Genomic DNA, 22,888 nt, shown 5'->3' on the forward strand with positions numbered 1-22,888 from the left:
TGTCGGTGAGCGCCGCTAGCTCAACTGGCAGAGCAGCGGACTCTTAATCCGCGGGTTCGGGGTTCGAGTCCCTGGCGGCGCACCAACGAGCAAGGCCCTGACCCGGTGCCTCCACCGGCGAGGGGCCTTTCGCTTACGCCCTGGTGGTCCTTGCGACGCCGAGCCGCCTGTCGGGGGCCGTCGGGGCCTCCGCGGGTCGACGGCCCGGGCGTAGCATCCCTTTCATGATCGAGGAGTTCGCTGGTCGGCTCCTGCGCGACCTGGCCCGCCTCGACCCGTGTGCGGCAGTGGTCGAGGGCGGCGAGCAGGACGTCGACGGGCTCACCGACTACGGTCCCGACGGCCACCAGGCCCGCGCCGACCTCGCCGCCTCTGCCCTGGGCGAACTGGAGACCCTGCCCGGGCAGGGTCCGTTGCACATCCATCTCACCGAGCGGCTTCGTGCCCGCATCGCCTTCCACGAGGCCGGCGAGGATCTGCGCGAGCTGCATGCGGCGGCCACCGGACCGCTCGCGCTCATCCGCCAGGCCGTCGAGGCCGGGGTACCCGGCCGGGGCGTCGAGGGCGCGGCCTACGAGGACGGCTGGGCGCGGGTGGCCGGGCGTCTCGCCGCGATCCCGACGACCCTGGAGGGGTACGCCCGCAGCCTCCTGCTCGCCGCCGAGCGTGGCCACCTGCCGAGCCGACGTCAGGTGGAACTCGTGACCCAGCGCTGCCGCGCCTGGGCGGACGAGGACATCGCCCTGGTGGAGCGGTATGGCGACGGCCCCCAGCGGGCGTCGTTGCGGGCGGCGGCGCAGGGCGCGCGGGACGCGTACCGGAAACTGGGCGCGACCTTGGCCGCGGACCTGGGGCCGCGGGCGCGCGGCGACGAGGCGTTCGGGCCGGAGCGGTACGCCCGCTGGGTGCGGACCTTCCTCGCGGACGAGCCGGATCCACGCGAGCTGCACGACTGGGGGTGGGACGAGTTCGCCGCGATCGAGGCGGAGCTGGTCGCCGAGGCGAAGGCCCTCGGCGGGAGCGTGCCCGAGGTGATCGAGCGACTCGACCGGCCCGATGCGCCGGGCACGCTGCCCAGCCGGGCCGCGTTCGGCGACTGGCTGCAGGAGCTGTTGCAGGCCACCACCGAGCAGCTGCACGGCGTGCACTTCGACATCCCCGCACCGCTCCGGCGCATCGAGTCCCGGGTGACCGGGTCGGCCGGCACTTCCTACACCGGGCCGTCGCGTGACCTGTCCCGTCCCGGCCGGGTCTGGTGGTTCCTCCCCGAGGGCCAGCAGACGTTTCCCACCTGGTTCGCCTACAGCACCGCCTACCACGAGGGGGTCCCCGGCCATCACCTCCAGATGGGCCACGAGGCCTGCCAGGGCGGGCTCGGGCCGGAGCTGAACCTGCTCGGCGGGCTCTCCGGCTGTCGGGAGGGCTGGGCGCTCTACGCCGAGCGGTTCATGGACGAGATCGGCTACTACGAACGGCCGGGCGCACGCCTCGGGCACCTCCTGATGCAACTGCTGCGGGCGGCCCGGGTGGTGCTCGACGTGGGTCTGCACCTGCGGCTGCCGGTGCCGTCCGGCGGCGGCGAGCGGTGGACGCCGGACACCGCGCTCCGACTGCTGCGGGACCGCTGCCACCAGGGTCCGTACGCGTCGGGTGAACTCGCGCGTTATCTGGGCCGGCCCGGGCAGGCGCTGACGTACAAGGTCGGCGAGCGGGTGTGGTTGGCGGGCCGGTCCTCCTTCCGTGGCGACCGGCGGGCCTTCCACCGTCGGGCGCTGGCGGTCGGCTCGCGAGGGCTCGGACAGTTGGCCGTGGCGTTGGCCGCCTGAGGGGCTGGTGAATCAGAGGCTCAGGTATGCCCAGCCGCCCAGGCAGAGGGCGGTCCAGCCGAGGACGGCCGCGACGATTCCGGCCAGGGTCGGCTCCTGCCACGCGCGAGCGAGGTAGCGGCACAGCGGCACCGCCACCAGCAGGCTCGGGGCCAGGATCAGGCCCGTCTCCAGGAGGACGACGCCGATGTCCGCCGGTGGGGTGGGACATCCGAAGTGACCCGCGCAGCCCTCCAGACGGCCCGTGGTGTCCGATCGCAGGAAGCCGGGGGTGGTGCCGGACTTCGACGCGTTCACCAGCGCCGCCAGGATGGCCGGCAGGGAGCAGATCGCCGCGTAGCAGAGGGTGAGAACCTGGTAGGCGCGTCGGGTGTGGGCATTCGTCGGCTCCTCGGCCACCGGCGTGGGCGTGGTGTGGTCTTCCGCCATCAGCCGCGGTATTCCACGAGGCAGAACTCGTGGCCCTCCGGGTCGGCCATCACCACGACCACCCCCTCGTCGTAGTCGTGCCGCTCCCCGGTGAACGTGCCACCCAGGCGCGCGACGGTCGACATCGCCTCGTCGAGGTCGTCGACCGTGACGTCGAGGTGGATCCGGACCTTCCCGGCCCGGGGCTCGGCGACCGGCTGGAACACCAGGCGGGGCTGGGCGTCACCGCGTTCGCCGAGGTAGACCCAGCCCTCCTCGGACGAGCCGGGTTCGCGACCGAGCAGGGCGCTCCAGAACCGGGCGACCCGTACCGGATCGAGACAGTCGATGGTGACACCGGACCAGACGTTCGCCATCCGCCGATCCTGGCAGAAGGCGGTCGACATAGCAGAACGTCGATGGATTGACTTGATATAGACGGTCAGTAATATGTATGCGGGTTCGGTCCGTCCTGGGCTGATCGGCGGCGGGAGTCCCTGATGGGTGTGCAAAGGCGGCGCAAGCCACGTCCGACCACGGTGCTCGGGGCGGTCGGCTGTCTCGTGGCGGGGCTGTCGACCACCCAGGCGGTCGCCGCTCCGGCAGTGGCCGCCGACGGGCTGACCCTGGCCGTGAACGTGTCCGCGGCCCGGCACCCGATCAGCCCCGACATCTACGGCATGAACGGCGGCGACCCGGCCCTGGTGGCCGAACTCGGTACGCCGGTGGCCCGCTGGGGCGGTAACTCGAGCAGCCGCTACAACTTCAAGAACCACACCTACAACACCGGCAGCGACTGGTACTTCGAGAACATCGTGGCCGGGCCGGACAACACGCTCGAGGCGTTCGTCCAGCGCAACCGGGACCACGGGACCAGGCAGGTGGTCACCGTGCCGTTGATCGGATGGGTGGCGAAGGACTCGCCCTCGTCACACCCGTTCGCCTGTGGTTTCCCGGCCACCCGTTTTCCGGAGCAGGACTCGTTCGACCAGTGGGACCCCAACTGCGGCAACGGCCGGCACGCCGACGCGAACCTGACCGGGGCGGTCCCCTCGGACACCTCGATCCCGGCCGACGCGTCGTTCGCCGGCGAGATGGTGTCCCATCTCGTCGACCAGTTCGGCCCGGCGTCCCGTGGCGGCGTGCCGATCTACGAGCTCGACAACGAGCCGGTGTTGTGGAACTCCACCCACCGCGACGTGCACCCCGATCCGGTGAGCTACGACGAGCTGGGCGGCAAGGGTACGGCCACCGCCGCGGCGATCAAGGCGGCCGACCCGCGCGCGAAGGTGCTCGGCCCGTCCGGCTGGGGCTACTGCGAGTGGGTGGCATCCGGCGTCGACGGATGCGCGCCGGGTGCGGACGCGGCGGCGCACGGCGGGCTCAACCTGTCCCAGTGGTACCTGAAGAACATGAAGGACTTCAGCGACGCCCACGGTGGGAAGCGCTTCCTCGACTACTTCGACCAGCACTACTATCCGCAGATCAGCGGCGGCAAGGACCCGGACGCCAACGCGCTGCGGCTGCGCTCCACCCGGTCGTTGTGGGATCCGAACTACCAGGACGAGTCGTGGATCGGCGCGGGCGGGGTGAACGCGCCGCCGTTGCAGTTCATCCGCCAGATGAAGGCGTGGGTCGCGCAGTACTACCCCGGCACGAAGGTCGCCGTCACCGAATACAACTGGGGCGCGTTGGACGACATCAACGGCGCGCTCGCGCAGGCCGACGTGCTCGGCATCTTCGGCCGCGAGGGCCTGGACCTGGCCACCATCTGGGGTGAACCGAAACCGACCGACCCCGGGGCGTACGCGTTCCGGATGTACCGGAACTACGACGGCGCCCGGAGCCGGTTCGGGGACGTGAGCGTGTCGGCGGTCAGCAGCGACCAGGGGAAGCTCGCCGTCTACGCCGCGCAACGCTCGTCCGACAGGGCGCTCACCGTCATGGTGGTCAACAAGACCGGCGAGGACCTGACGTCGCGGCTGGCGCTCACCGGGCTGCACGGCGGCGGTAAGGCGCAGCGGTTCACCTACGGCCCGGCCGATCTCACCTCGATCGTCCGGGGCACGGATCTGCGGGTGGTCCGTGGCGGCGTCAGCGCGACGTACCCGGCGAACTCCGTGACGCTGCTCGTCCTGCCGCAGCGCCGACACTGAGCGGTCAGAGGACGTCGAACTCGTTGCCCTCCGGGTCGGCCATCGTCACGTGGTCCGGCGTACCGTCCATCTCGTCGACCCGCAGCACGGTCCCGCCGGCCGCCACCAGCTTGTCGACCGCCGCCTGGATCCGGGGCCAGCGCGTCTCGAACGGCTCCTGCCGGCCGCCGCCCACGTGGATGTCGAGGTGCATCCGGTTCTTGACCACCTTCGACTCCGGCACCTTCAGGAACGAGATGCCGGGTCGTACGCCGTTCGGATCCTCGATGTGCGCGCCGTCGTCCCACTCGTCCTCGGGCACCTGGAAGTGGACCAGCCACGCCTCCCAGGTGGCGAAGCCCTCCGGCGGGGTGCCCGGGACGTAGCCCAGCGCGAGGCACCAGAACGCCGCCAGCTCGCGCGGGCGGGCACAGTCGACGGTCAACGACCAGCGTTCGGACATCGGCCGACCATAGGCGCCGAACCGTCAGCCCTGCCGGGTGGGCCGGATGGTCAGGTCGCCGATCTCGACGTCGTCGGGCTGGTCGATCGCGAACGCTATCGCCCGGGCGACCGCCGCCGGGTCGATGCCGAGGTCGGCCATGTGCTGCCGCGCCTGGTCGCGCGCGGCCGGGTCGTCCACGGCGCTGTCGATCAGCTCGGTACGCACGTAGCCGGGGGAGATCGACGTGGTGCGCAGGACACCGTCGGTGTTCTCCTGCCGCAGCGCCTCCAGCAGGGTGCGGACCGCGTTTTTCGTGCCGGCGTACACCGCCTGGCTGGGGGTGATCTTCAGCCCCGAGGTGGACACGACGGTGACCAGGTGGCCGCTGCCCTGGCGGCGGAACGCCGGCAGCGCCGCGGCGATGCCGTGCAGGACGCCCCTGAGGTTCACCTCGATCATCTCCGACCAGCCCGCCACGTCGAGGTCGCCGACGGGGCCCAGCCTGGCGATTCCGGCGTTGCCCACCAGGACGTCCAGCCGGCCGTACCGCTCGACGGCGGTGTCGACGAGCGCGGTGAGGTCGGCGGGGTCGGTGACGTCGACGCGGACGGCGGTCGCGGTGCCGCCGGCGGCCGTGATCCCGTCGACCACCCGCTCCAGCCGGTCGGTGCGGCGGGCGCCGAGGACGACTGTCGCTCCGTGTGCGGCGAGGTGCCGGGCGGTCGCCTCGCCGATGCCACTGCTGGCGCCCGTGACGGCGACGATCTTGCCGTGGATGGTCATGGTGGCCTCCCCTAGACTGGACACATGTCCGGTTGTTCAGACCAGCCTAGCGGACACGTGTCCGCTTCTGCTCCCAGCGGCACCCCACGACGGGCCGACGCCCAGCTCAACCGGGAGCGGATCCTGACCGCGGCCCGCGTTCTGGTCCGCGAGCCGGGCGAGCTGAAGCTCAACGCGGTCGCCAAGGCGTGCGGGATCGGGCAGGGGACGCTCTACCGGCACTTCCCGACCCGCGAGGACCTGCTGGTCGAGGTCTACCGCCAGGAGGTCGACGACCTGGTCGCCGCGGCCCCGCGACTGTTGGCCCGGCACCAGCCGGCGGACGCGCTCGCCGCCTGGTTCGACCGGGTGGCCGCGTACGCCCGGGTGAAGCGCGACGTGTTCGCCGCCGTGGAGGCGGCCACCTGGAGGGACCTGGCCGCGCACAGCCTCGGCCCGATCGGTGAGGCGGTCGAGCTGCTGCTGGCCGCCGGTCGCGCGGCCGGCACCATCCGGGCCGACGCGGAGGTTCGCGACGTCATCGTGCTGATCAGCTGGCTGTCCCGTCTGGACGACGCCGAACTGGACGCCCGCGGCCCGAGGTTGCTCGCCATCCTGATCGACGGGCTTCGGGCGTCCCGCCCCTGAGGGCCCGGCCCCGGGCCGGGCGGGTCAGCTCGACCGCTTCGGGAGCAGCAGCTCCTCGTGGTCGAGTTCGCGCTCCAGGACGCGCAGCTCCTCGTCGGGCAGCCGGCCGGCGTCACGCCAGCGCACCATCTCCTCGCGCTGCGCGTCGATGGCCGCCCGGCGCACCCGCAGCGCCGTCTCGTACTCGGGTGAGGTGGGCCGCTCGGACGACCCGCTCTGCTGGATCAGGTCGAGCCGCCCCCGGTAGCGGGCCAGCCGGGTCAGCAACTGGGTACGGGTGGTGTCGACCGCCACCGCGCTGTCCGGCTCCTCGGCCGCGACCTCGTCGAGGCGGGCCAGGGCGGCCTCCACCGCCGCCGAGCGGGCCTCGTTGCGTACCCGGGCCTGGTCGGCCTCGTCGGCGCGCAGGCCGAGTCGCCGCACCAGCGGCGCGAACGTCAGGCCCTGCCCGACCAGCGTGACCAGGACGACCACGAAGGTGCAGAACAGCAGCAGGTCGCGGTCGGGGAAGGGCGCGCCGCTGTCGGTGGTCAACGGCAGCGTGAAGATCGCGGCCAGGCTGATCACGCCCCGGGTGCCGGACCAGCTCAGCGCCGCCACCTCGCGGGAGGTCAGCCGGTCGGCGTTGCGGTCGGCGCGCGCGGCGTGCCGGGCACTTCCCGGCTCGTCGGCGTCGTCCGGCTCGTTGACGCCGCCGAGCCGGGTGTGCAGCGACCGGGGGAGCGACTGGGTCAGGATCAGCCAGGCGGGGCGCAGGAGCAGCACCACGCCGACGGAGACCGCGACGGCGGTGACGATCGTCGACGTGTCGTACTCCCGCAGGTTCTTGACGACCTCGGGAAGCTGCTGGCCGATCAGCAGGAAGACGAAGCCTTCGAGGAGGAAGTCGACCAGCCGCCACACCGCGTTGGTCTGCAACCGGGCGGCTCCGGAGCCGAACTGGGGCGTCTGGTGGCCGACGATCAGCCCGGCGACCACCACGGCGAGCACGCCGGAGACGCCCAGCTCCTCACCGAGCAGGTAGGCCACGAACGGCGTCGCCAGCGAGATGGCGTTGGACATCAACGGGTCCGCGGTGAGCGGCCGGGCCAGCCGCTTCGCCCAGGCGACGGCCGCGCCCACCGCGACGCCGCCGGCCGCCGCGATCACGAACTGTCCGACGGCGGAGGGGAACGAGAACTGACCACCGACGGCGGCGGCCACCGCGACGCTGAGCATGGTCAGTGCGGTGGCGTCGTTCAGCAGCCCCTCGCCCTGGATGATCGTGACCATCTTCGGCGGCAGGTTGACCCGGCGACCCACCGCCAGGGCGGCCACCGGGTCGGGCGGGGCGACGGCGGCGCCGACCGCGATGCCGGCGGCCAGGGTCGCCCCGGCGACGAAGAGGTGGAAGCCGAGGCCGACGACCAGCCCGGTGAGGAGCACCAGCACCACCGACAGGCTGACCACGATGCGCAGGTTGCGGCGCAGGTCCAACAGCGAGGAGTCGAGCGCCGCGCTGTAGAGCAGCGGCGGCAGCACGACCATGAGGACCAGGTCGGGGTCGAGGCCGACGTTGGGGCCGGGGAGCAACGCGTACGCGATGCCGATGAGCGGCAGGAGCGCGGCCGCGGGCAGCCCGGTGCGGGCGGCCACCCAGCGCACGGCGACGATCACCGCGACGGCGGCGAGCACGAACAACAACGTCGAGTGGAGGCTCACCTCGACCGACCCTACCCATGCCTGCGATCATCATGCGATGCGGGGAGCGGCATGAGCATCACCTCGGTGATCAACTACAAGGGTGGGGTCGGCAAGACCACTGTCACCGCGAACCTCGGCGCCGAGCTCGCCGCGCGTGGCCGCCGGGTCCTCCTGATCGACCTCGATCCGCAGGCCAGCCTCACCTTCTCGTTCTACCCGGCGGACGAGTGGGAGAAGGACCTCGCGTACGAGAAGACCATCCTGCAGTGGTACGGGTCGGTGCTGTCCGACGAGCCCACCGGCCCACTGCACCCGTACGTGCTCACGCCGGAACCGGCCAACGCGCTGCTGCCGGAGGGCGGCCGACTCGACCTCGTCGCCTCCCACCTGGGCCTGGTCGACGTGGACCTGGACATCGCCGCGGCGCTCGGCGGGTCGCGCTTCCAGCACGGCAGCCCGCACTTCCTGCCGTTGCACCGGGCGTTGGCCGACGCGCTCGCGGCCGAGGAGTTCGCCGGGTACGACGACGTCCTGATCGACTGCGCGCCGAACTTCACCATGGTCACCCGGACCGGCATCGTGGCCAGCGAGCACATCCTGACCCCGGCCCGGCCGGACTACCTGTCCACGCTCGGCATCGACTACCTGCGCAGCAAGGTCTCCGAGCTGGTCCGCGACTTCAACCGGGTGGCCGCGCCCGGACCGACCATCGACCCGCAGTACCTGGGCGTGGTGTTCACTATGATCCAGTACGCCGCGGGCGGGCCGATCAACGCGTCCCGCAACTACATGAAGTTCACCGACAGCCTGGAGGTCCCGGTGTTCCGCCAGACCGTCCGGGAGAACAAGACCCTGTTCGGCACGGCCGGTGAGCGGCGGCTGCCCGCCGTGCTGGTGCCGAACGCCAACGAGACGGTGCAGCACGAGCTGCGGCAGCTGGCCAGCGAGTTCCTGGCCCGTACCCGCCTGTAGTGAGGAGAACCCGGTGTCCGATCCCGCCGACCTGGCCCACGCCGTCCTGCTGCGGGTGGCGGAGTTCGTCCGCGCGCTGCCCGCCGATCAGCTCGCCGCGCTGGCCGACGGCACCGCGAAGTTGGCCGTGGTCGACAAGACCCGGCCCGCCGCCCGGAAGGCCGCCCCGGCCTCGGCCGGCGTCGACACCGACCGGGTCCGCGCCGACCTCGCCGCGATCGGTGACCGCGCGGCCGGCGCACGCTATCTCGCCGACCTGAAGCTCACCGTGGCGAAGCTGCGGGCGCTGGCCAAGGAGCTGGGCATCACGGTGCCCGGCAAGGCCAGGAAGGCCGACATCGAGCACGACATCGTGCAGTGGACGGTGGGCCGGCGGCTGGACTCGGCAGCGGTCAGCCGTCCGCCGGCCGCTCGGGACTGACCGCGCCGGCCGGCAGCAGGGTCGCCCGCACCTCGGCGAGCACGTCGGCCCAGGACGCCGGTGGCGCGGCGCCGCGCAGCTGGCCGGCCAGGTGCGCGGCCAGCCGGTGCGCGTCCCGTCGGGTGAACGGCGCGTCGGTCTCGCCGTCCACCCGCGGGCGGGGTAGGACCGGCGCGTCCAGCGGCACCGGGTCGCCGGTGCAGACGATGTCGAGGTGCCCGGTGGTGCGGGTCAGCGCCACGTAGAGCAGGCGGTGACCACGTTCGTCGCTGGCCACGATCTCCACCGGCTCGACCACCACCACCGCGTCGAATTCCAGGCCCTTGGCCTCCTGCGGGCTGATCAGGTTGACCGACCCGCCCAGCTCACCCCGGTCGGCGCTGCTCCAGGCGATGCCGTTCGACGCCAACGCCGCCTCGACCGGGCGTCGTTGCCGCGGCGGGCAGACGATGCCGACGAACCGGCCGGCCTCGGCGTGCTCCCGTGCCACCGCGACCGCCCGGGCGGCCAGTTCGGACAGGCCGACCCGGTGCACGCCGGTGTCCGCCGGCCCGTCCCGGACCACCTCCACCGGCGTCACCCCCGGCGCGGCCACCGGCAGCAACGCCGCCGCCGTGGCGTAGGGCTGCCGGGGTACGCGGTAGCCGTACCGCAGCGGGGTGATCTTCGCCGGGTGCGCGGCCGGCAGGTGGGTGAGCACCTCGTCCCACGAGTCGCGCGCCCACCGGCCGGTCGACTGGGCCAGGTCGCCGACCACGGTCAGTGACCCGGTGGCGCTGCGCCGGGCGACCGCGCGCAGCTGCATCGGTGACAGGTCCTGTGCCTCGTCGACCACCACGTGCGCGTACTGCCGACCCGGCCCGTCGACCAGATGCGCCAGCTCGTCCAGCAGCGGCAGGTCCGCCGCCGACCAGGTCTCCCGGGACAGCCGGTCCGCGCCGCGCCGGTGCAGCGCCGCCACCTCGGCCGGGGTGAACGCGTCCCCGGCGGCGGCGCGCAGCCGCGCGGTGGAGCCGAGCAGGTCGCGCAGCAGACCGGTCGGGGTCTGCTGCGGCCAGAGCCGTTCGACGAGGTTGCCGACCTCGTCGGCCCGGCCCGGGTCGGTGCCGGTGCGGGTCGCCACCAGGGCGGCGAGCCGGTCGCGCAGCAGCCGGCGGCGGCCGGCGTACGGCAGGGCGGCGGCCCGCGCCGCGGCGAGCGCCTCGGCCACCTCGGCGCCGGGCAGCGTGACGAACCGGCCACCGACCAGCAGCCGCTCGGCCGGGTCGGGGACGCCGATCCGGGCGTCCAGCGCACGGGCCAGCAGGCCGGCCATCCGAGCCTCGCCCTTGATCCGGGCGACCTCGTCCGGCTCGACGCGACCGCGCGGCACGTCCGGGGCGAGCCGGTCGACGTCGCGCAGCTCCACCCCGTCGTCGCCGAGGGCGGGCAGGATCTGGCCGATGTAGCGCACGAAGGTCGGGTGCGGCCCGACCACCAGCACGTCCGCGGCCGACCAGTCGGCGCGGTGCTGGAACAGCAGCCAGGACACCCGGTGCAGCGCCACGGCGGTCTTGCCGGTGCCGGGACCGCCCTCGATCACCAGCACCTGGTCGCGCGGGGCGCGGATCAGCGCGAACTGGGCGGCCTGGATGGTGGCCACGATGTCCCGCATGGTGCCGGTGCGGCCGCGGCTCAGCTCGGCCAGCAGGTGCGCGTCCACCGCCTCGGCGATCTCGGCGAGGATGGTGTCGGTGAGGTCGTCGATGGTGTTGCCGGTGCAGGTGAAGGCGCGCTTGCGGCGGACTCCGGCGGGGTTCTCCGCGCTGGCCTCGAACCAGCCGGCGGCGGCCGGGGCGTGCCAGTTGACCACCAGCACCTCGCCGCCGGCGTCCCGGATCAGGTGCCGTCCGATGTAGCGGGTCTCGCCCGCCTCGTCGTCGATCCGGCCGAACGCCACCGCCTCGTCCGCCGCGCCGAGCGCCCGCCCGGCGGCGTCGGCGTACCGGCGCAGGTGGGCGGCGGCCGCGGTGTGGGCGGCGGCGGACGGCAGCCGGGCGAGGGTGTCGCGGCGCCGGTCGCGATGCTCCGCCGCTTCGTCGAAGTATGCCTGCTCGGCGGCGATGTCGGCTTCCCTGGACACCACGCGGCCCTCCCTCGCACCGGCCCGGTCCGGCCGGCGGGACTCGGTCGGGACACCGTACCGGCTCGGTTCGACGCGGGCACCTCACCCGCCGGACACGGCATTGACATATTTCACTGCCCCGCCTAGGGTCGGCCCGAATCGATTCGACTCGTCGCTGTGGCGTTCCAGCGTCGGCGTCGGACGGTTCGAGTCCGGGCATCCGAGTCGACCATGCCGTGCGTCCGTCGTGCCCGTGTCCCGCCGCCGGCATGGTGCCACCCCCGTACCCGAATCGGTCACCCCCGTTTGGTGAAGGAGCCGCATCATGGCAAGACGCAGAACTCTGTTCGGGCCCCTCGCGGCCGCCGCGATCCTGGTGGTGGCGGCCGGGGCCACGGTGGCCGGCGCCGTGGGCGGCGCCGCGCCCGCCGCCGCCGCGGTGACCGCGGGGTGCGGCAAGGCGCCCACGTTGACCAGCGGTTCCCGGACCATCCAGAGCGGCGGCCAGAACCGCAGCTTCATCCTCCGGATCCCGGACAACTACGACCGCAACCACGGCTACCGACTGATCTTCGGATTCCACTGGAACGGTGGCACCGCGGGTGACGTCGACTCCGGCGGGGCGGACCGGGAGGCCTGGTCCTACTACGGCCTGCGGCAGCAGGCGAACAACAGCGCCATCTTCGTCGCGCCCCAGGGCAACGGCAACGGCTGGGCCAACCCGGGGGGCCAGGACACCACCTTCGTCGACGACATGATCCGGTTGATCGAGGCGGACCTCTGCGTCGACACGACGCAGCTGTTCGCGCTCGGCTTCAGCTACGGCGGCGGCATGAGCTACGCCCTGGCCTGCGCTCGGGCCAACGTCTTCCGGGCCGTCGCGGTCTATTCCGGTGGTCAGCTCAGCGGGTGTTCCGGCGGCACGCAGCCCATCGCCTACCTGGGCATCCACGGCATCGGCGACCCGGTGCTCGGCATCTCCGCCGGACGGTCGCTGCGGGACACGTTCGTACGCGCCAACGGGTGCACCGCGCAGAGCCCGCCCGAGCCGAGGGCGGGCAGCCTGACGCACGTCACCACCGCCTACTCCGGCTGCCGGTCCGGCTATCCGGTCGTCTGGGCCGCGTTCGACGGCGGCCACACCCCGGGGCCGGTGGACGGCGGTGGCGACAGCGGCGCCCGGACCTGGACGAAGACCGAGGTGTGGCGGTTCTTCACCCAGTTCGACGGCGCCGACCCGACGCCCACGCCGACGGCCGGCCCGACCACCCCGCCGCCGGGCGGCACCTCGGCGCTGCGCAACGTCGCCTCCGGCCGCTGCCTGGACGTCAACGGCGCCGCGCAGACCAACGGCGCCGCCGCGATCATCTGGGACTGTCACGGCCAGAGCAACCAGTCCTGGACCGCGACCGCCGCGCAGGAGCTGCGCGTCTTCGGCGGCAAGTGCCTCGACGTCAACGGCGCCGCGACCGCGAACGGCAGCTCGGTGATCATCTGGGACTGCAACGGCCAGTCCAACCAGAAGTGGCGGTTCAACGCCGACGGCACGATCACCGGCGTCGGTTCGGGCCGGTGCCTGGACGTGGTCGGTGACGGTACGGCCAACGGCACGCGGACCCAGATCCGGGACTGCACCGGTTCGGCGGGCCAGCGGTGGAGTCGTTGACGGCTATGTTGTGTGAACGTTAACATGTGATGTCTTAAGATTGACAATCATCAATCAAAGCGCTCGGGAGGCGGATCGGATGTTCAGCACAGTGAGTCGTCCACGGCGATCGTGGCGGGCGGTGATGTCCGCCACGGCGGCATCGGTCCTGGCGGCGGCGGCCGTACTGACCGCGTCCGCCTCCCCGGCGCAGGCCGCCACCGCCATCACCATCAACGGCGGGTCCGGTGGGCGGGCGTTCGACGGTGTCGGCGCGGTCAGCGGTGGCGGTGGAAACAGCAGACTACTGATCGACTATCCGGAGCCGCAGCGCAGCGACCTGCTCGACTACCTCTTCAAGCCGGGCTACGGCGCCGCCATGCAACTGCTCAAGGCGGAGATCGGCGGCGACACCAACTCCACCTCCGGCGCGGAGCCCAGCCACGAGCACACCCGGGGCAGCGTGAACTGCAACCGGGGCTACGAGTGGTGGCTGATGGAGCAGGCCAGGATGCGCAACCCGAACATCGCGCTGGTCGGCCTGGCCTGGGGCGCGCCCGGCTGGATCGGCAACGGCAACTTCTGGTCCACCGACTCGATCAACTACCTGGTGGGCTGGCTGGACTGCGCCGCCAGCCACGGGCTGACCATCAACTACCTCGGCGGGTGGAACGAGAAGGGCTACAACACCACCTGGTACAAGAACCTGCGCTCCACCCTCAACTCCCGCGGCTACGGCAATGTGAAGATCGTCGCCTCGGACGACTTCGGGTGGGGCGCCGCCGACGAATCGCTGCGTGACCCGGCTTTCGCCAACGCCGTGCAGGTCTTCGGCAGCCACTACGTCTGCGGCTACCGCAGCGCCCAGACCAGCTGCCCCAGCTCCGCCAACGCGGTGTCCACCGGCAAGCAGCTCTGGGCCAGCGAGAACGGTTCCGACGACTACAACGCCGGCGCGCCGGCGCTCGCCCGGGGCATCAACCGCGGCTACCTCGACGGCAAGATGACCGGCTACATCAACTGGCCCGCCATCGCCGCCATCACCCCCAACATCCCCTGGGCGACCACCGGCGTGGCGGTGGCCCAGCAGCCGTGGTCCGGCGCGTACTCGATCGGCAAGAGCACCTGGGTGATGGCGCACACCACCCAGTTCACCGCGCCCGGCTGGCGCTACCTCGACGCGTCCAGCGGCTACCTCGGCGGCAACCGCAACAACGGCAGCTACGTCTCGCTCAAGTCCACCAACAACAGCGACTACAGCACCGTCATCGAGACGCAGGACGCCGGCTCGGCCCAGCAGCTCGACTTCACCGTCACCGGCGGGCTGTCCACCGGCACCGTCCGCGTCTGGGCGACGAACCTCAGGTCCAACAACAGCGCCGACCACTTCGTCCGGGGCGCCGACATCACCCCGAACGGTGGGCGCTTCTCGCTCACCGTCCAGCCCGGCTACGTCTACAGCATCACCACCACGACCGGGCAGGGCAAGGGGACGGCGGTCAGCCCCGCGCAGGGCAACCTGAAGCTGCCGTACGCGGACACCTTCGACAGCTACGCCACCGGTCGTGAGGCCAAGTACCTGATGGACCAGCAGGGCTCGTTCGAGATCGCCGGGTGCGGCGCCGGCCGGGCGGGGCAGTGTGTCCGCCAGATGTCCGACCAGGCGCCGATCTACTGGACCTCCGGCCAGGCCGAGCCGTACACCCTGCTGGGTGACCTGACCTGGCGCAACTACACGGTCACCTCGGACGTGCTGCTGGAGAAGCCCGGCTACGTGCAGCTCATCGGGCGCGGCAACACCTACAACCACCAGGGGCCGCAGAACCTGAACGGCTACTACTTCCGGGTCACCGACGGCGGGGCCTGGTCCATCCGGAGCAACAACACCAGCGGCAACTGGCGCACCCTGGCCAGCGGCAACACCGCGGCGCTGGGCACCGGGCGCTGGCACAACCTCTCGTTGAAGCTCAACGGCAGCACCCTCACCGCGGCCGTCGACGGCACGACCGTCGGCACGGTGTCGGACTCCACCTGGGTCGCCGGCCAGATCGGGTACGGCACCGGGCAGGGCGTCACCGCCCAGTTCGACAACCTCTCGATCACGCCGGGCGACGGTTCCAGCAGCCCGACCGGAGAGCTGCGCAGCGCGAGCGCCAACCGCTGCCTGGACGTCAACGGCGCCAGTCAGGCCGACGGCGCCGTGGTGCAGATCTGGGACTGCAACGGCGGGACCAACCAGCAGTGGACGGTCGGCACGAACAACCAGCTCACCGTCTACGGCAACAAGTGCCTCGACGTGCCGGGCACCGCGTCCGGCAGCCGCGCCCGGATCATGACCTGCAACGGCGGCAGCAACCAGCAGTGGCGGCTGAACGCCGACGGCACCGTCGTCGGGGTCGGCTCGGGGCTCTGCCTGGACGTCAACGGCGCCGGCACCGCCAACGGCACCGCCGTCCAGATCTGGACCTGCAACGGTGGCAGCAACCAACAGTGGGTACGCGGCTGACCCGCCACCGGTGTCCCGTCGCCAACCCGGCCGCTCTGCTCGCAGCCGGGTTGGCGCGCCCTTTCTACGATGACGGTCATGGATGTCGCAGTCGTGACCAATGCGGTCGTGGCCGCGATCTCGGTGGTCACCGTCGTCGTCTCGGCGTTCTTCGCGCTCCGGCAGCTCCGGCTGTCGCAGCACGCGAACCACACCCTGGTCGCGATCGAGCTGCTCACCCGCGACCGGATGAGCGACGCGTTCCTGGACAGCCAACAGTTCGTGCTCACCGAGCTGAGGACCGCCTGCCCGCCGGGCGTGCCGGTCAGTCAACTGCCGGCCGATGCCCGCAAGCACGTGAACCGGATCGCGCTCTACTACAACGGGCTGGGCCAGATGCTGGCCTTCAAGGTGGTCGAGCCGGCGCTGCTGCTCGGCACCGGCGGGTACCGCGCGCGCGAGGCGTGGACCGTGCTGGAGCCGTACATCCTCGCCGAGCGGGTGGCGCGTGGCGAGTCGTACCTGTCGAACTTCGAGCATCTCGCGGTGCTGGCGACCGAGACGCCGTGGCCGACGGCGGTGCGCAGGCTGGGCCTGCGCCGGTTCGGCCGCTATCCGGCAGAGGTGGGTCCGGTGGCCGGCGTGCCGCGTCAACCTGGGGTTGACGAAGCAGAAGCGTCAACCTAGGGTTGACGCATGACTGAGATTGAGCCGCTCAAGATGAGCCAACCGGTGCGCCTCGACGAGCTGATCGAGGGCATCAAGAAGGGGCGCACCGACGCACTCGACCAACTCTCCGACGCGGTGCTCGTCGCCGACCACCTGGGCGACGTCGCCGACCACCTGATCGGCCACTTCGTCGACCAGGCGCGCCGCTCGGGCGCCTCGTGGACGGAGATCGGCCGCAGCATGGGAGTGAGCAAGCAGGCCGCCCAGAAGCGCTCCGCGGCCAAGGCGGAGACCGCCGCCGCGCTCGACCCGAACGCCGGGTTCGGCCGGTTCACCCCGCGCGCCCGCAACGTGGTGCTGGCCTCGCAGGAGGAGGCGCGCGGCGCCGGCCACGCCGAGATCGTCCCCGGCCACATCGCGCTGGGGCTGCTCGCCGAGCCGGACGGGCTGGCCGCCGCGTTGATCAAGGCCAGGGGCGTACCCCTGGAGATGTTCCGGGAGGCCGTCACCGCGAGCCTGCCGGCGAAGGCCGACCAGGTCCCGGACCTCGTCCCCTACGACGCGCGGGCCAAGAAGGTCCTGGAACTGACGTTCCGGGAGGCGCTGCGGATGGGCCACAACTACATCGGTACGGAGCACATCCTGCTCGCCCTGCTGGAGGAGGAGGGCGACGACGGCGTGCTCGGCGGGCTCGGCCTGACCAAGGAGTCGCTGGAGGCCGCGGTGGAGGGCGCGCTCGCCGAACTCAATCGCAAGCGGGCCTGAACCGGTGCCGGGCACGCGTCACGGGGGCGCGTGCCCGACGCCGGGTGGTCAGTCGGCGGTCGGGAAGCCGTAGCGGGCGGCGTGCTCCGGGTCGGCCGGGTCGACCTGCCGGATGCCGGCGTCGGCGAGGCGCTTGTTCACCTCGTCGAGGCGGTCCCGGACCAGCCGGGCCTCCTCCTCGGTGACCCGGCCGCGGTGCGGCCGACCGGCGTGCTCGATCGTGCCGTAGTCGATCTTTTCGGCGGTACGCCGGGCCTTCGGCGGCTTCACCCGCTCGGCGGTGCGCAGCAGTTGCGCCATCGGCACGTCGGTGGCCATCGCGTCGAACTCGCTGGCGGTGAGCACCACCCGGCGCGGCTCACCGCCGCCGTGCCGGTCGTGGATCTCCACCACGGCCACGTCCAGCGCCGCGTCGTCGATGCTCTCCACGTCGACCGGGGTGGCGTCCAGTTGCACGGGCCCGGCGACCAGGTCCGGGTGCTCCAGCACGACGACCCGGACCACCTCGTCGTCGGGGGACAGCACCTGGCCGGTGAAGTCGGAGACGTGGATCGTCTTCTTGCCCATGCGCGGAGCTTCTCCTGTCGTAGGCCGACAATCGGACCCCAGGACGCTACCGCACAGGCGTACGAAGGTCGGTGCGCCCGCCGGCCGGTGTGTCGCCGCCCGCCCTATCCGGTCGTGAGGCCGCGCCAGGCGGAGGTGCCGGCGGGCTGCGCGTTCAGCTCGGACCAGGAGGCGCCCCGGTGGCGGGCCTCGCGGTACTGCGGCTGGGCAGGGAAGCGCCCGCCGGAGGCGGCCGCTCGCCAGCTCCGCTCGGCGTCCTGCTGGAATCGGTCATTCGGGTTCTGAGGCATGACCACTACCGTCCCAGAGAAACTTGTCCATGTATGGAAATGAATATGACGCGGGATCCATGCGTCAGGTTCCCTGGACGCGTCAGATTCCGGCGGCCGGCAGGCGGACCACGAATCGGCATCCGTCGCTGACGTTCTGGACCTCTACCCGTCCGCCGTGCGCCTCAACCAGCCCACGCACGATCGCCAGCCCCAGCCCACCGGAGCCGCCCGGCTCGGCCGCCGCCGGGGTGCGGGCCGGCTCGCCGCGGAACGCCACGTCGAAGACCCGGGGCAGGTCGTCCTCCGGGATGCCGCCGCAGGTGTCCGCCACGGCCAGCCAGGCGGTGTCGACGTCCCGCCCGGCGTCCACCGACACCGTGCCGTCGGCCGGGGTGTAGCGGATCGCGTTCAACAGCAGGTTGCCCACCACCCGGGACAACTCCCGCTCGCTGGCGGTCACCGCCGGCCAGCCCGCCTCGGCCGCGACCAGCCGGATCCGGCGGGCGGCGGCCAGCGGCGCGGCGCCGGCCAGCGCGTCGGAGACCACGTCGCCGAGCGCCACCGTGGACAGCGACAGCCGCAGCGCGCCGGCGTTGATCCGGGACAGCTCGAACAGGTCGTCGACCAGCCGGGTCATCCGGTCGGTCTCCACCCGGATCCGGCGGTGGTACTCGGCCACCGTCGCCGGGTCGTCGACCACCCCGTCCTCCAGCGCCTCGGCCATCGCGCGCAGCCCGGCCAGCGGCGTACGCAGGTCGTGCGACACCCAGGCGACCAGGTCCCGGCGGCCCTTCTCGATCCGCCGCTCCCGGGCCCGCGCCTGGTCGGCCCAGACCGCGGCGGCGGCCAGCCGGCGGCCGAACAGCCAGCCCACCGCCAGGCTCACCACGGCGGCGGCGGAGACCGTGATCAGCACCACCTGGAGGTCGTGCGGCGAGAGGAACATGGCCTGCGCGACCCCCGCCACCCCGGCGGCCACCGCGGCCACGGACATCGCCAGCAGCACCGAGATGTGCACGGTGATCGACCGGCCGCGCAGCAGCCGCAGCGCGACCGCGCCGGCCAGCCCGACCGCGAGCGCGGCGGCCAGCGCCACGCCGAAGATCAGCGCGAGGTCACCCATCGGCCGGCTCGTAGCGGTAGCCCACGCCCCACACGGTGACGATGCGGCGAGGTCGGGCCGGGTCGTCCTCGATCTTCTCCCGCAGCCGACGCACGTGCACCGTCACCGTCGACTGGTCGCCGAAGCTCCACCCCCACACCCGTTCCAGCAACTCGGCCCGGCGGAACGCCCGCGCCGGATGCCGCATCAGGTGCGCCAGCAGGTCGAACTCGCGCAGCGTCAGGGTCAACTCCCGGCCCCGCAGGCGGGCCACCCGGGGGCCGGTCTCCACCTCCAGGCCGTCGTCGGCGAGGCGCACCGGCGGCGCGGCGGCCGGCTCGCCGCCGGCCCTCCGCAGCACCGAGCGGACCCGCAGCACCAACTCGCGCGGGGAGAACGGCTTGCTCAGGTAGTCGTCCGCGCCCAGTTGCAGGCCGAGGATCCGGTCGGCCTCGTCGCCGCGCGCGGTGAGCATGACGATGGGTACGCCGTCCGGCCGCTCCCGCAGCCGCCGGCACACCTCCAACCCGTCGAGCACGGGCAGCATCAGGTCCAGCACCACCAGGTGCGGCGGCCGGCGGGACACGGTGTCCAGCGCGGCGGCACCGTCGCCGACGTGTTCGACCTCGTAGCCGGCGTGCTCCAGGTAGCGGCAGACCACGTCGGCGACCGTCCGGTCGTCGTCGACCACCAGCACCCGCTGCGCCACCCCGCACCTCCCGCGTAGCGAGACGCAAGCGTAGCCACGGGGAAACAGGTGATCCATTGCCAGGTTCTTACGGTCGGTGCGGGCCCGCGGGGCGTACCATGATCATGTGCTCGACCGGCGGCTCTTCCTGCACCTGGCGACCTGGTTGGGGCAGTGGCCGGCCGGTCCCGGGCTGCACGTGGTCCGGTCCTGGCGCCGCGCCCGCCCGGCCTGGGACGGGCGGCCGCGCCCGGCCGTCGCGGTCTCGGTGGGCGACAGCACGGTGCTCTCGGTGCCGCCGCAGCGGGTCGAGGCGGTGCGGGCCCTGGTCCGGGGACGGCCGATCGAGGAATGGCTGCCGGCGCTGCCGACGACGGTCGGCGCGCCGGAACTCACCACGAACCGCGGGGTCTTCCGCTGGTGCACCGACCCGGCGCCGCTGCCCGACGTGGGGGAGTGGCGGCCACCGGAGATGCCCGGCGCCCCGCCCTGGCTGGGCCTGTTCCGCGAGGTGCTGGTGGTCCGGGACGCCGACGGCACGTACCTGGCCGGGGTGGGCATCAAGCGGCACGACGCCTACGGCCACGAGCTGGCGGTGGGCACGTCCCCGGCGGCCCGGGGGCGCGGCCTGGCCCGGCGGTTGGTGGCGCAGGCGGCCCGGCGGGTGCTGGCCGAGGGGGCGATCCCCACCTACGTGCACAACCCGGGCAACCACGCCTCCGCCCGGGTCGCCGAGGCGGCCGGGTTCCCGGACCGGGGCTGGACCTCGTTCGGTGTCTTCCCGCACTGACCGGCGATGCGGGCGCGGACCGTGGATCCCGGGCCGGATCCACGGTCCGCGGCCTCTCCCCCAGGTCCCGATGGCGTAACGCTAGGTGAACGCAGCTGGGCTGGGCAAGATGCTGGTCTTGTCTGGTTACGGACTTGACCTGCGGAATCGCCGTTGCGATCGCGCGATCGGTCAGTGACGCAACGTGTGGATCAGGGTGAGTGCCTGCCGGGTGGCCGGGCGCAGCACCCGCAGTCGGGACAGCCCCACGAGCCGGTCGACCAGCGGCACCACGCCGTCCACGAGCTGCCGGGTCCGGGCCTGCCCGGGGGAGCGGTCGTGCACCCAGTAGAGCACCACGCCCAGGTAGCCCAGCCAGAGCAGCTCCGGCAGCGCCTCCCGCAGCTCGTCGTCGAGCTTCGCGGTCGAGCCGGCGAGCACCTCGCGGAACAGCGACACCGACGCCTCCCGGGCCGGCGACGACTCGGCCGAGAACGGGCTCAGCGGCGAGGTCGGCTCGGCCGCCGTCTTGAAGAACGTCCCGGCGAACGAGTGGTAGGGGCTCAGCACGTCCACCCCCGCGTGCAGCACCCCGGCCAGCCGCGCCGCGAAGTCCCGCTCCCGGGCGAGCACCGGCGCGGCGGCGGCACGGTGCTCGCGCTGGGTGTCCGCGTAGAACTCCTGGATCAGGTGTTCCTTCGAACCGAAGTAGTAGTAGGCGTTGCCCACCGAGACGCCGGCCTCCTCGGCGACGGCCCGCATCGTGGTGCGCGCGTACCCCCGTTCCCGGAACAGCCGCATGGCGGTGTCCAGGATCAGCCGGCGGGTCTGCTCACCCCGGGCGGTCGGCGTGCTCTGCTCGGTCATCGGGGTCACCGTATCCCGGCTCCCGGACGCGATCGCGGACCGCGCCGGCCCGCCGCCGGGTGACGGCGGGCCGGTGGGCCGGGACGGATCAGTCGGTCAGGCCGAGCACCCGCGCCGCCGCGTGGCCGTTGGCGTGGCTGGCCCCGTAGGTGGCGACGAAGGCGCGCGCCCCGGTCGGCCGCCAGTCACCCGGCCAGCCCATCTCGACCACTGTCACCGGGTGCGTGGCGGCCAGCGCCTCGACCAGCTCCCGCGCCCCGGGCAGCCGGTGCAGGTGCCGCCCGACCAGCACCACCGGTCGCTGCCCGGCGAGCCGGCGCAACGCGGCCGGGTCGGTCTCGCCGGCCACCGCGCGGGCCTGCTCGACCCCGGCGGCCAGGTGCGGGCCCAGCCCCCACGGCACCCGCCCCTCGGCGACGGTGGAGGTGGCGTGCACCTGCACCACCAGCGCGGGAGCCGGGCCGGGCAGGTCGCCCTCGACGTGCACGGCCCGCAACGCGGCCGCGTAGCCGAGGTCGTCGGCGGCCGGCGGCGGGGCGTCGGCCGGCCCGCTCCAGCCGGCCAGCGCGGCGGTCCGGCCGGCGGCCTCCTCCACCCGGGCGCGCGCCAGCCGGCCGTCGCCGAGCGCGCCGACGATCTCCGCGGCGACCAGCTCCACCAGGTCGGCGTCGACCTGGGCGCCGATGCAGAGCAGGTCGGCGCCGGCGGCCAGCGCGCGTACCGCGGCCGGGCCCACCCCGCCGGCGGCCAGCGCCGCGCCCTTCATCTCCAGCGCGTCGGTGATCACCGTGCCGGTGAAGCCGTACTCGACGCGCAGCAGGTCGTGCAGGACGGCCCGGCTGAACGTCGCCGGCCCGTCGGCGGTCAGCGCCGGCACCCGGATGTGCGCGGTCATCACGGCGCGCACTCCGGCGTCGATCACCGCGGCGAACGGCGGCAGGTCCCGCTCCCGCAGCACGGCCGGCGGCACGTCGACGGTGGGCAGCTCGTGATGCGAGTCGGCGACCGTGGCGCCGTGCCCGGGGAAGTGCTTCGCGCAGGCGGCCACGCCCACCGACTGGAGGCCGGCGACCGCGGCGGCCGAGTGGACCGCCACCCGCTTCGGGTCCGCGCCGAACGAGCGGGTGCCGATCACCGGGTTCTCGTCGGCGGTGTTCACGTCGACGGTGGGCGCCAGGTCGAGGGTGATGCCGACGGCGGCCAGTTCGGCGCCGATCGCCGCGTACACCGCACGGGTGAGGTCCGGGTCGTCGACCGCGCCGAGCGCGGCGTTGCCCGGGTACGGGCTGCCGGTGGCGTGGGCCAGCCGGGTGACGTCCCCGCCCTCCTCGTCGATCGCCAGGATCACGTCCGGGCGACCGGCGCGCAGCGCGGCGGTGGACGCCGCCAGCTGGGCCGGGTCGTGCACGTTGGTGCCGAACAGGGTGTGCCCGGCGAGGCCGTCGGCGAGCAGGTCGACCGCCCAGTCCGGCGGGACCGGGCCGGCGTACGCGGCCAGCAACGTGCCCAGCGCGAGCCGACGGAGTCCTGGATCCAACCCCACTTGTGCCCCTTTCCCTGCCGGATCGTCCGACCTCTCTCGGAACGGGGTGGCCGATACGCTAACGGCCACCCTTCGGCAGGCGTTTTATGGTTAGAAACCTTACTGAAAAATC

Annotated in this window: 21 protein-coding genes and 1 tRNA gene; 11 read left to right on the top strand and 11 right to left on the bottom strand. The window is 72.9% G+C overall.

Annotated elements, in window-relative coordinates; all coding sequences use genetic code 11:
• The first annotated feature begins 9 nt into the window (after nucleotides 1–9).
• Together GA0070213_RS15640 and GA0070213_RS15645 are read left to right on the top strand one after the other, a co-directional pair.
• A tRNA-Lys gene (locus GA0070213_RS15640) sits at nucleotides 10–85 on the top strand.
• 139 nt (nucleotides 86–224) lie between these two features.
• The gene (locus GA0070213_RS15645) at nucleotides 225–1,826 is read left to right on the top strand and encodes a DUF885 domain-containing protein (RefSeq protein ID WP_091063661.1); all 1,602 of its coding nucleotides are present in this window, start codon (nucleotides 225–227) and stop codon (nucleotides 1,824–1,826) included.
• 12 nt (nucleotides 1,827–1,838) lie between these two features.
• Here GA0070213_RS15645 and GA0070213_RS15650 read toward each other — a convergent pair whose 3' ends face one another.
• Together GA0070213_RS15650 and GA0070213_RS15655 are read right to left on the bottom strand one after the other, a co-directional pair.
• Nucleotides 1,839–2,255, bottom strand: a complete 417-nt coding sequence (locus tag GA0070213_RS15650; protein WP_091063665.1) for a hypothetical protein — start codon at nucleotides 2,253–2,255, stop codon at nucleotides 1,839–1,841.
• Complete coding sequence (locus GA0070213_RS15655) at nucleotides 2,255–2,611, bottom strand: VOC family protein (RefSeq protein WP_091064423.1); 357 nt, start codon at nucleotides 2,609–2,611, stop codon at nucleotides 2,255–2,257. The genes GA0070213_RS15650 and GA0070213_RS15655 overlap by 1 nt, the downstream gene beginning before the upstream one ends.
• A 123-nt stretch (nucleotides 2,612–2,734) precedes the next feature.
• Here GA0070213_RS15655 and GA0070213_RS15660 point away from each other — a divergent pair, with 123 nt between their 5' ends.
• On the top strand, nucleotides 2,735–4,390 hold the full coding sequence (locus GA0070213_RS15660) for a glycoside hydrolase family 44 protein (RefSeq protein ID WP_091063668.1): 1,656 nt from the start codon (nucleotides 2,735–2,737) through the stop codon (nucleotides 4,388–4,390).
• Nucleotides 4,391–4,394: 4 nt separating this feature from the next.
• Here GA0070213_RS15660 and GA0070213_RS15665 read toward each other — a convergent pair whose 3' ends face one another.
• Nucleotides 4,395–4,832, bottom strand: a complete 438-nt coding sequence (locus tag GA0070213_RS15665) for a VOC family protein (protein ID WP_091063672.1) — start codon at nucleotides 4,830–4,832, stop codon at nucleotides 4,395–4,397.
• Nucleotides 4,833–4,856: 24 nt separating this feature from the next.
• Nucleotides 4,857–5,597, bottom strand: a complete 741-nt coding sequence (locus tag GA0070213_RS15670) for an SDR family oxidoreductase (RefSeq protein ID WP_091063675.1) — start codon at nucleotides 5,595–5,597, stop codon at nucleotides 4,857–4,859.
• Nucleotides 5,598–5,654: 57 nt separating this feature from the next.
• Between GA0070213_RS15670 and GA0070213_RS15675 the strand changes: the two genes are divergently transcribed.
• Nucleotides 5,655–6,224: a TetR/AcrR family transcriptional regulator gene (locus tag GA0070213_RS15675; protein ID WP_217628624.1), complete on the top strand. Its 570-nt coding sequence runs from the start codon at nucleotides 5,655–5,657 to the stop codon at nucleotides 6,222–6,224.
• Between the two features lie 24 nt (nucleotides 6,225–6,248).
• Here the strand turns inward: GA0070213_RS15675 and GA0070213_RS15680 are convergent, their stop codons facing one another.
• A complete protein-coding gene (locus GA0070213_RS15680) occupies nucleotides 6,249–7,925 on the bottom strand; it encodes a Na+/H+ antiporter (RefSeq protein ID WP_091063682.1) in 1,677 nt (558 codons plus the stop codon).
• 51 nt (nucleotides 7,926–7,976) lie between these two features.
• Between GA0070213_RS15680 and GA0070213_RS15685 the strand changes: the two genes are divergently transcribed.
• Entirely contained in the window at nucleotides 7,977–8,879 is a 903-nt protein-coding gene (locus GA0070213_RS15685; protein WP_091063685.1) for a ParA family protein, read from the top strand.
• Nucleotides 8,880–8,892: 13 nt separating this feature from the next.
• On the top strand, nucleotides 8,893–9,300 hold the full coding sequence (locus GA0070213_RS15690) for a Rho termination factor N-terminal domain-containing protein (RefSeq protein WP_091063688.1): 408 nt from the start codon (nucleotides 8,893–8,895) through the stop codon (nucleotides 9,298–9,300).
• On the opposite strand, the gene GA0070213_RS15695 is transcribed toward GA0070213_RS15690, so the two are convergent.
• Entirely contained in the window at nucleotides 9,272–11,425 is a 2,154-nt protein-coding gene (locus GA0070213_RS15695; RefSeq protein ID WP_091063695.1) for a HelD family protein, read from the bottom strand. The two genes, GA0070213_RS15690 and GA0070213_RS15695, sit on opposite strands and share 29 nt — an antisense overlap.
• A gap of 304 nt (nucleotides 11,426–11,729) precedes the next feature.
• On the opposite strand from GA0070213_RS15695, the gene GA0070213_RS15700 reads away from it, so the two are divergent.
• The 4 genes from GA0070213_RS15700 to GA0070213_RS15715 all read left to right on the top strand — a co-directional run bounded on the left by GA0070213_RS15700 (nucleotide 11,730) and on the right by GA0070213_RS15715 (nucleotide 16,968).
• Entirely contained in the window at nucleotides 11,730–13,070 is a 1,341-nt protein-coding gene (locus GA0070213_RS15700; RefSeq protein ID WP_091063699.1) for a ricin-type beta-trefoil lectin domain protein, read from the top strand.
• Nucleotides 13,071–13,194: 124 nt separating this feature from the next.
• Nucleotides 13,195–15,555 (top strand): ricin-type beta-trefoil lectin domain protein, encoded by a 2,361-nt coding sequence (locus GA0070213_RS15705; RefSeq protein ID WP_091063701.1) that lies wholly within the window; start codon nucleotides 13,195–13,197, stop codon nucleotides 15,553–15,555.
• A gap of 78 nt (nucleotides 15,556–15,633) precedes the next feature.
• Nucleotides 15,634–16,221 (top strand): DUF4760 domain-containing protein, encoded by a 588-nt coding sequence (locus tag GA0070213_RS15710; protein ID WP_139128681.1) that lies wholly within the window; start codon nucleotides 15,634–15,636, stop codon nucleotides 16,219–16,221.
• Between the two features lie 9 nt (nucleotides 16,222–16,230).
• Entirely contained in the window at nucleotides 16,231–16,968 is a 738-nt protein-coding gene (locus tag GA0070213_RS15715) for a Clp protease N-terminal domain-containing protein (RefSeq protein ID WP_091063708.1), read from the top strand.
• A 48-nt stretch (nucleotides 16,969–17,016) separates the two neighbouring features.
• Here the strand turns inward: GA0070213_RS15715 and GA0070213_RS15720 are convergent, their stop codons facing one another.
• The 3 genes from GA0070213_RS15720 to GA0070213_RS15735 all read right to left on the bottom strand — a co-directional run bounded on the left by GA0070213_RS15720 (nucleotide 17,017) and on the right by GA0070213_RS15735 (nucleotide 19,618).
• Complete coding sequence (locus GA0070213_RS15720; RefSeq protein WP_091063717.1) at nucleotides 17,017–17,535, bottom strand: hypothetical protein; 519 nt, start codon at nucleotides 17,533–17,535, stop codon at nucleotides 17,017–17,019.
• Between the two features lie 372 nt (nucleotides 17,536–17,907).
• The gene (locus tag GA0070213_RS15730) at nucleotides 17,908–18,930 is read right to left on the bottom strand and encodes a sensor histidine kinase (RefSeq protein ID WP_091063720.1); all 1,023 of its coding nucleotides are present in this window, start codon (nucleotides 18,928–18,930) and stop codon (nucleotides 17,908–17,910) included.
• Nucleotides 18,923–19,618, bottom strand: coding sequence for a response regulator transcription factor (locus GA0070213_RS15735; protein WP_091063725.1), 696 nt, complete (start codon nucleotides 19,616–19,618; stop codon nucleotides 18,923–18,925). Before GA0070213_RS15735 ends, GA0070213_RS15730 begins: the two co-directional genes overlap by 8 nt.
• Nucleotides 19,619–19,724: 106 nt before the next feature.
• Here GA0070213_RS15735 and GA0070213_RS15740 point away from each other — a divergent pair, with 106 nt between their 5' ends.
• A complete protein-coding gene (locus GA0070213_RS15740; RefSeq protein WP_091063729.1) occupies nucleotides 19,725–20,387 on the top strand; it encodes a GNAT family N-acetyltransferase in 663 nt (220 codons plus the stop codon).
• Nucleotides 20,388–20,558: 171 nt separating this feature from the next.
• On the opposite strand, the gene GA0070213_RS15745 is transcribed toward GA0070213_RS15740, so the two are convergent.
• Nucleotides 20,559–21,233: a TetR/AcrR family transcriptional regulator gene (locus tag GA0070213_RS15745; RefSeq protein WP_091063731.1), complete on the bottom strand. Its 675-nt coding sequence runs from the start codon at nucleotides 21,231–21,233 to the stop codon at nucleotides 20,559–20,561.
• A gap of 88 nt (nucleotides 21,234–21,321) precedes the next feature.
• Entirely contained in the window at nucleotides 21,322–22,776 is a 1,455-nt protein-coding gene (locus tag GA0070213_RS15750) for a glycoside hydrolase family 3 N-terminal domain-containing protein (RefSeq protein WP_091063734.1), read from the bottom strand.
• Nucleotides 22,777–22,888: the final 112 nt, after the last annotated feature.

It is taken from the genome of Micromonospora humi, from assembly GCF_900090105.1.
GTDB lineage: Bacteria > Actinomycetota > Actinomycetes > Mycobacteriales > Micromonosporaceae > Micromonospora > Micromonospora humi.

Coding starts and splice junctions, on each gene's coding strand:
- GA0070213_RS15745 (WP_091063731.1), bottom strand. CDS start 21,233: ATGACCGAGCAGAGCACGCCGACCGCCCGGGGTGAGCAGACCCGCCGG.
- GA0070213_RS15700 (WP_091063699.1), top strand. CDS start 11,730: ATGGCAAGACGCAGAACTCTGTTCGGGCCCCTCGCGGCCGCCGCGATC.
- GA0070213_RS15730 (WP_091063720.1), bottom strand. CDS start 18,930: ATGGGTGACCTCGCGCTGATCTTCGGCGTGGCGCTGGCCGCCGCGCTC.
- GA0070213_RS15650 (WP_091063665.1), bottom strand. CDS start 2,255: ATGGCGGAAGACCACACCACGCCCACGCCGGTGGCCGAGGAGCCGACG.
- GA0070213_RS15645 (WP_091063661.1), top strand. CDS start 225: ATGATCGAGGAGTTCGCTGGTCGGCTCCTGCGCGACCTGGCCCGCCTC.
- GA0070213_RS15710 (WP_139128681.1), top strand. CDS start 15,634: ATGGATGTCGCAGTCGTGACCAATGCGGTCGTGGCCGCGATCTCGGTG.
- GA0070213_RS15665 (WP_091063672.1), bottom strand. CDS start 4,832: ATGTCCGAACGCTGGTCGTTGACCGTCGACTGTGCCCGCCCGCGCGAG.
- GA0070213_RS15715 (WP_091063708.1), top strand. CDS start 16,231: ATGACTGAGATTGAGCCGCTCAAGATGAGCCAACCGGTGCGCCTCGAC.
- GA0070213_RS15705 (WP_091063701.1), top strand. CDS start 13,195: ATGTCCGCCACGGCGGCATCGGTCCTGGCGGCGGCGGCCGTACTGACC.
- GA0070213_RS15720 (WP_091063717.1), bottom strand. CDS start 17,535: ATGGGCAAGAAGACGATCCACGTCTCCGACTTCACCGGCCAGGTGCTG.
- GA0070213_RS15660 (WP_091063668.1), top strand. CDS start 2,735: ATGGGTGTGCAAAGGCGGCGCAAGCCACGTCCGACCACGGTGCTCGGG.
- GA0070213_RS15685 (WP_091063685.1), top strand. CDS start 7,977: ATGAGCATCACCTCGGTGATCAACTACAAGGGTGGGGTCGGCAAGACC.
- GA0070213_RS15655 (WP_091064423.1), bottom strand. CDS start 2,611: ATGGCGAACGTCTGGTCCGGTGTCACCATCGACTGTCTCGATCCGGTA.
- GA0070213_RS15670 (WP_091063675.1), bottom strand. CDS start 5,597: ATGACCATCCACGGCAAGATCGTCGCCGTCACGGGCGCCAGCAGTGGC.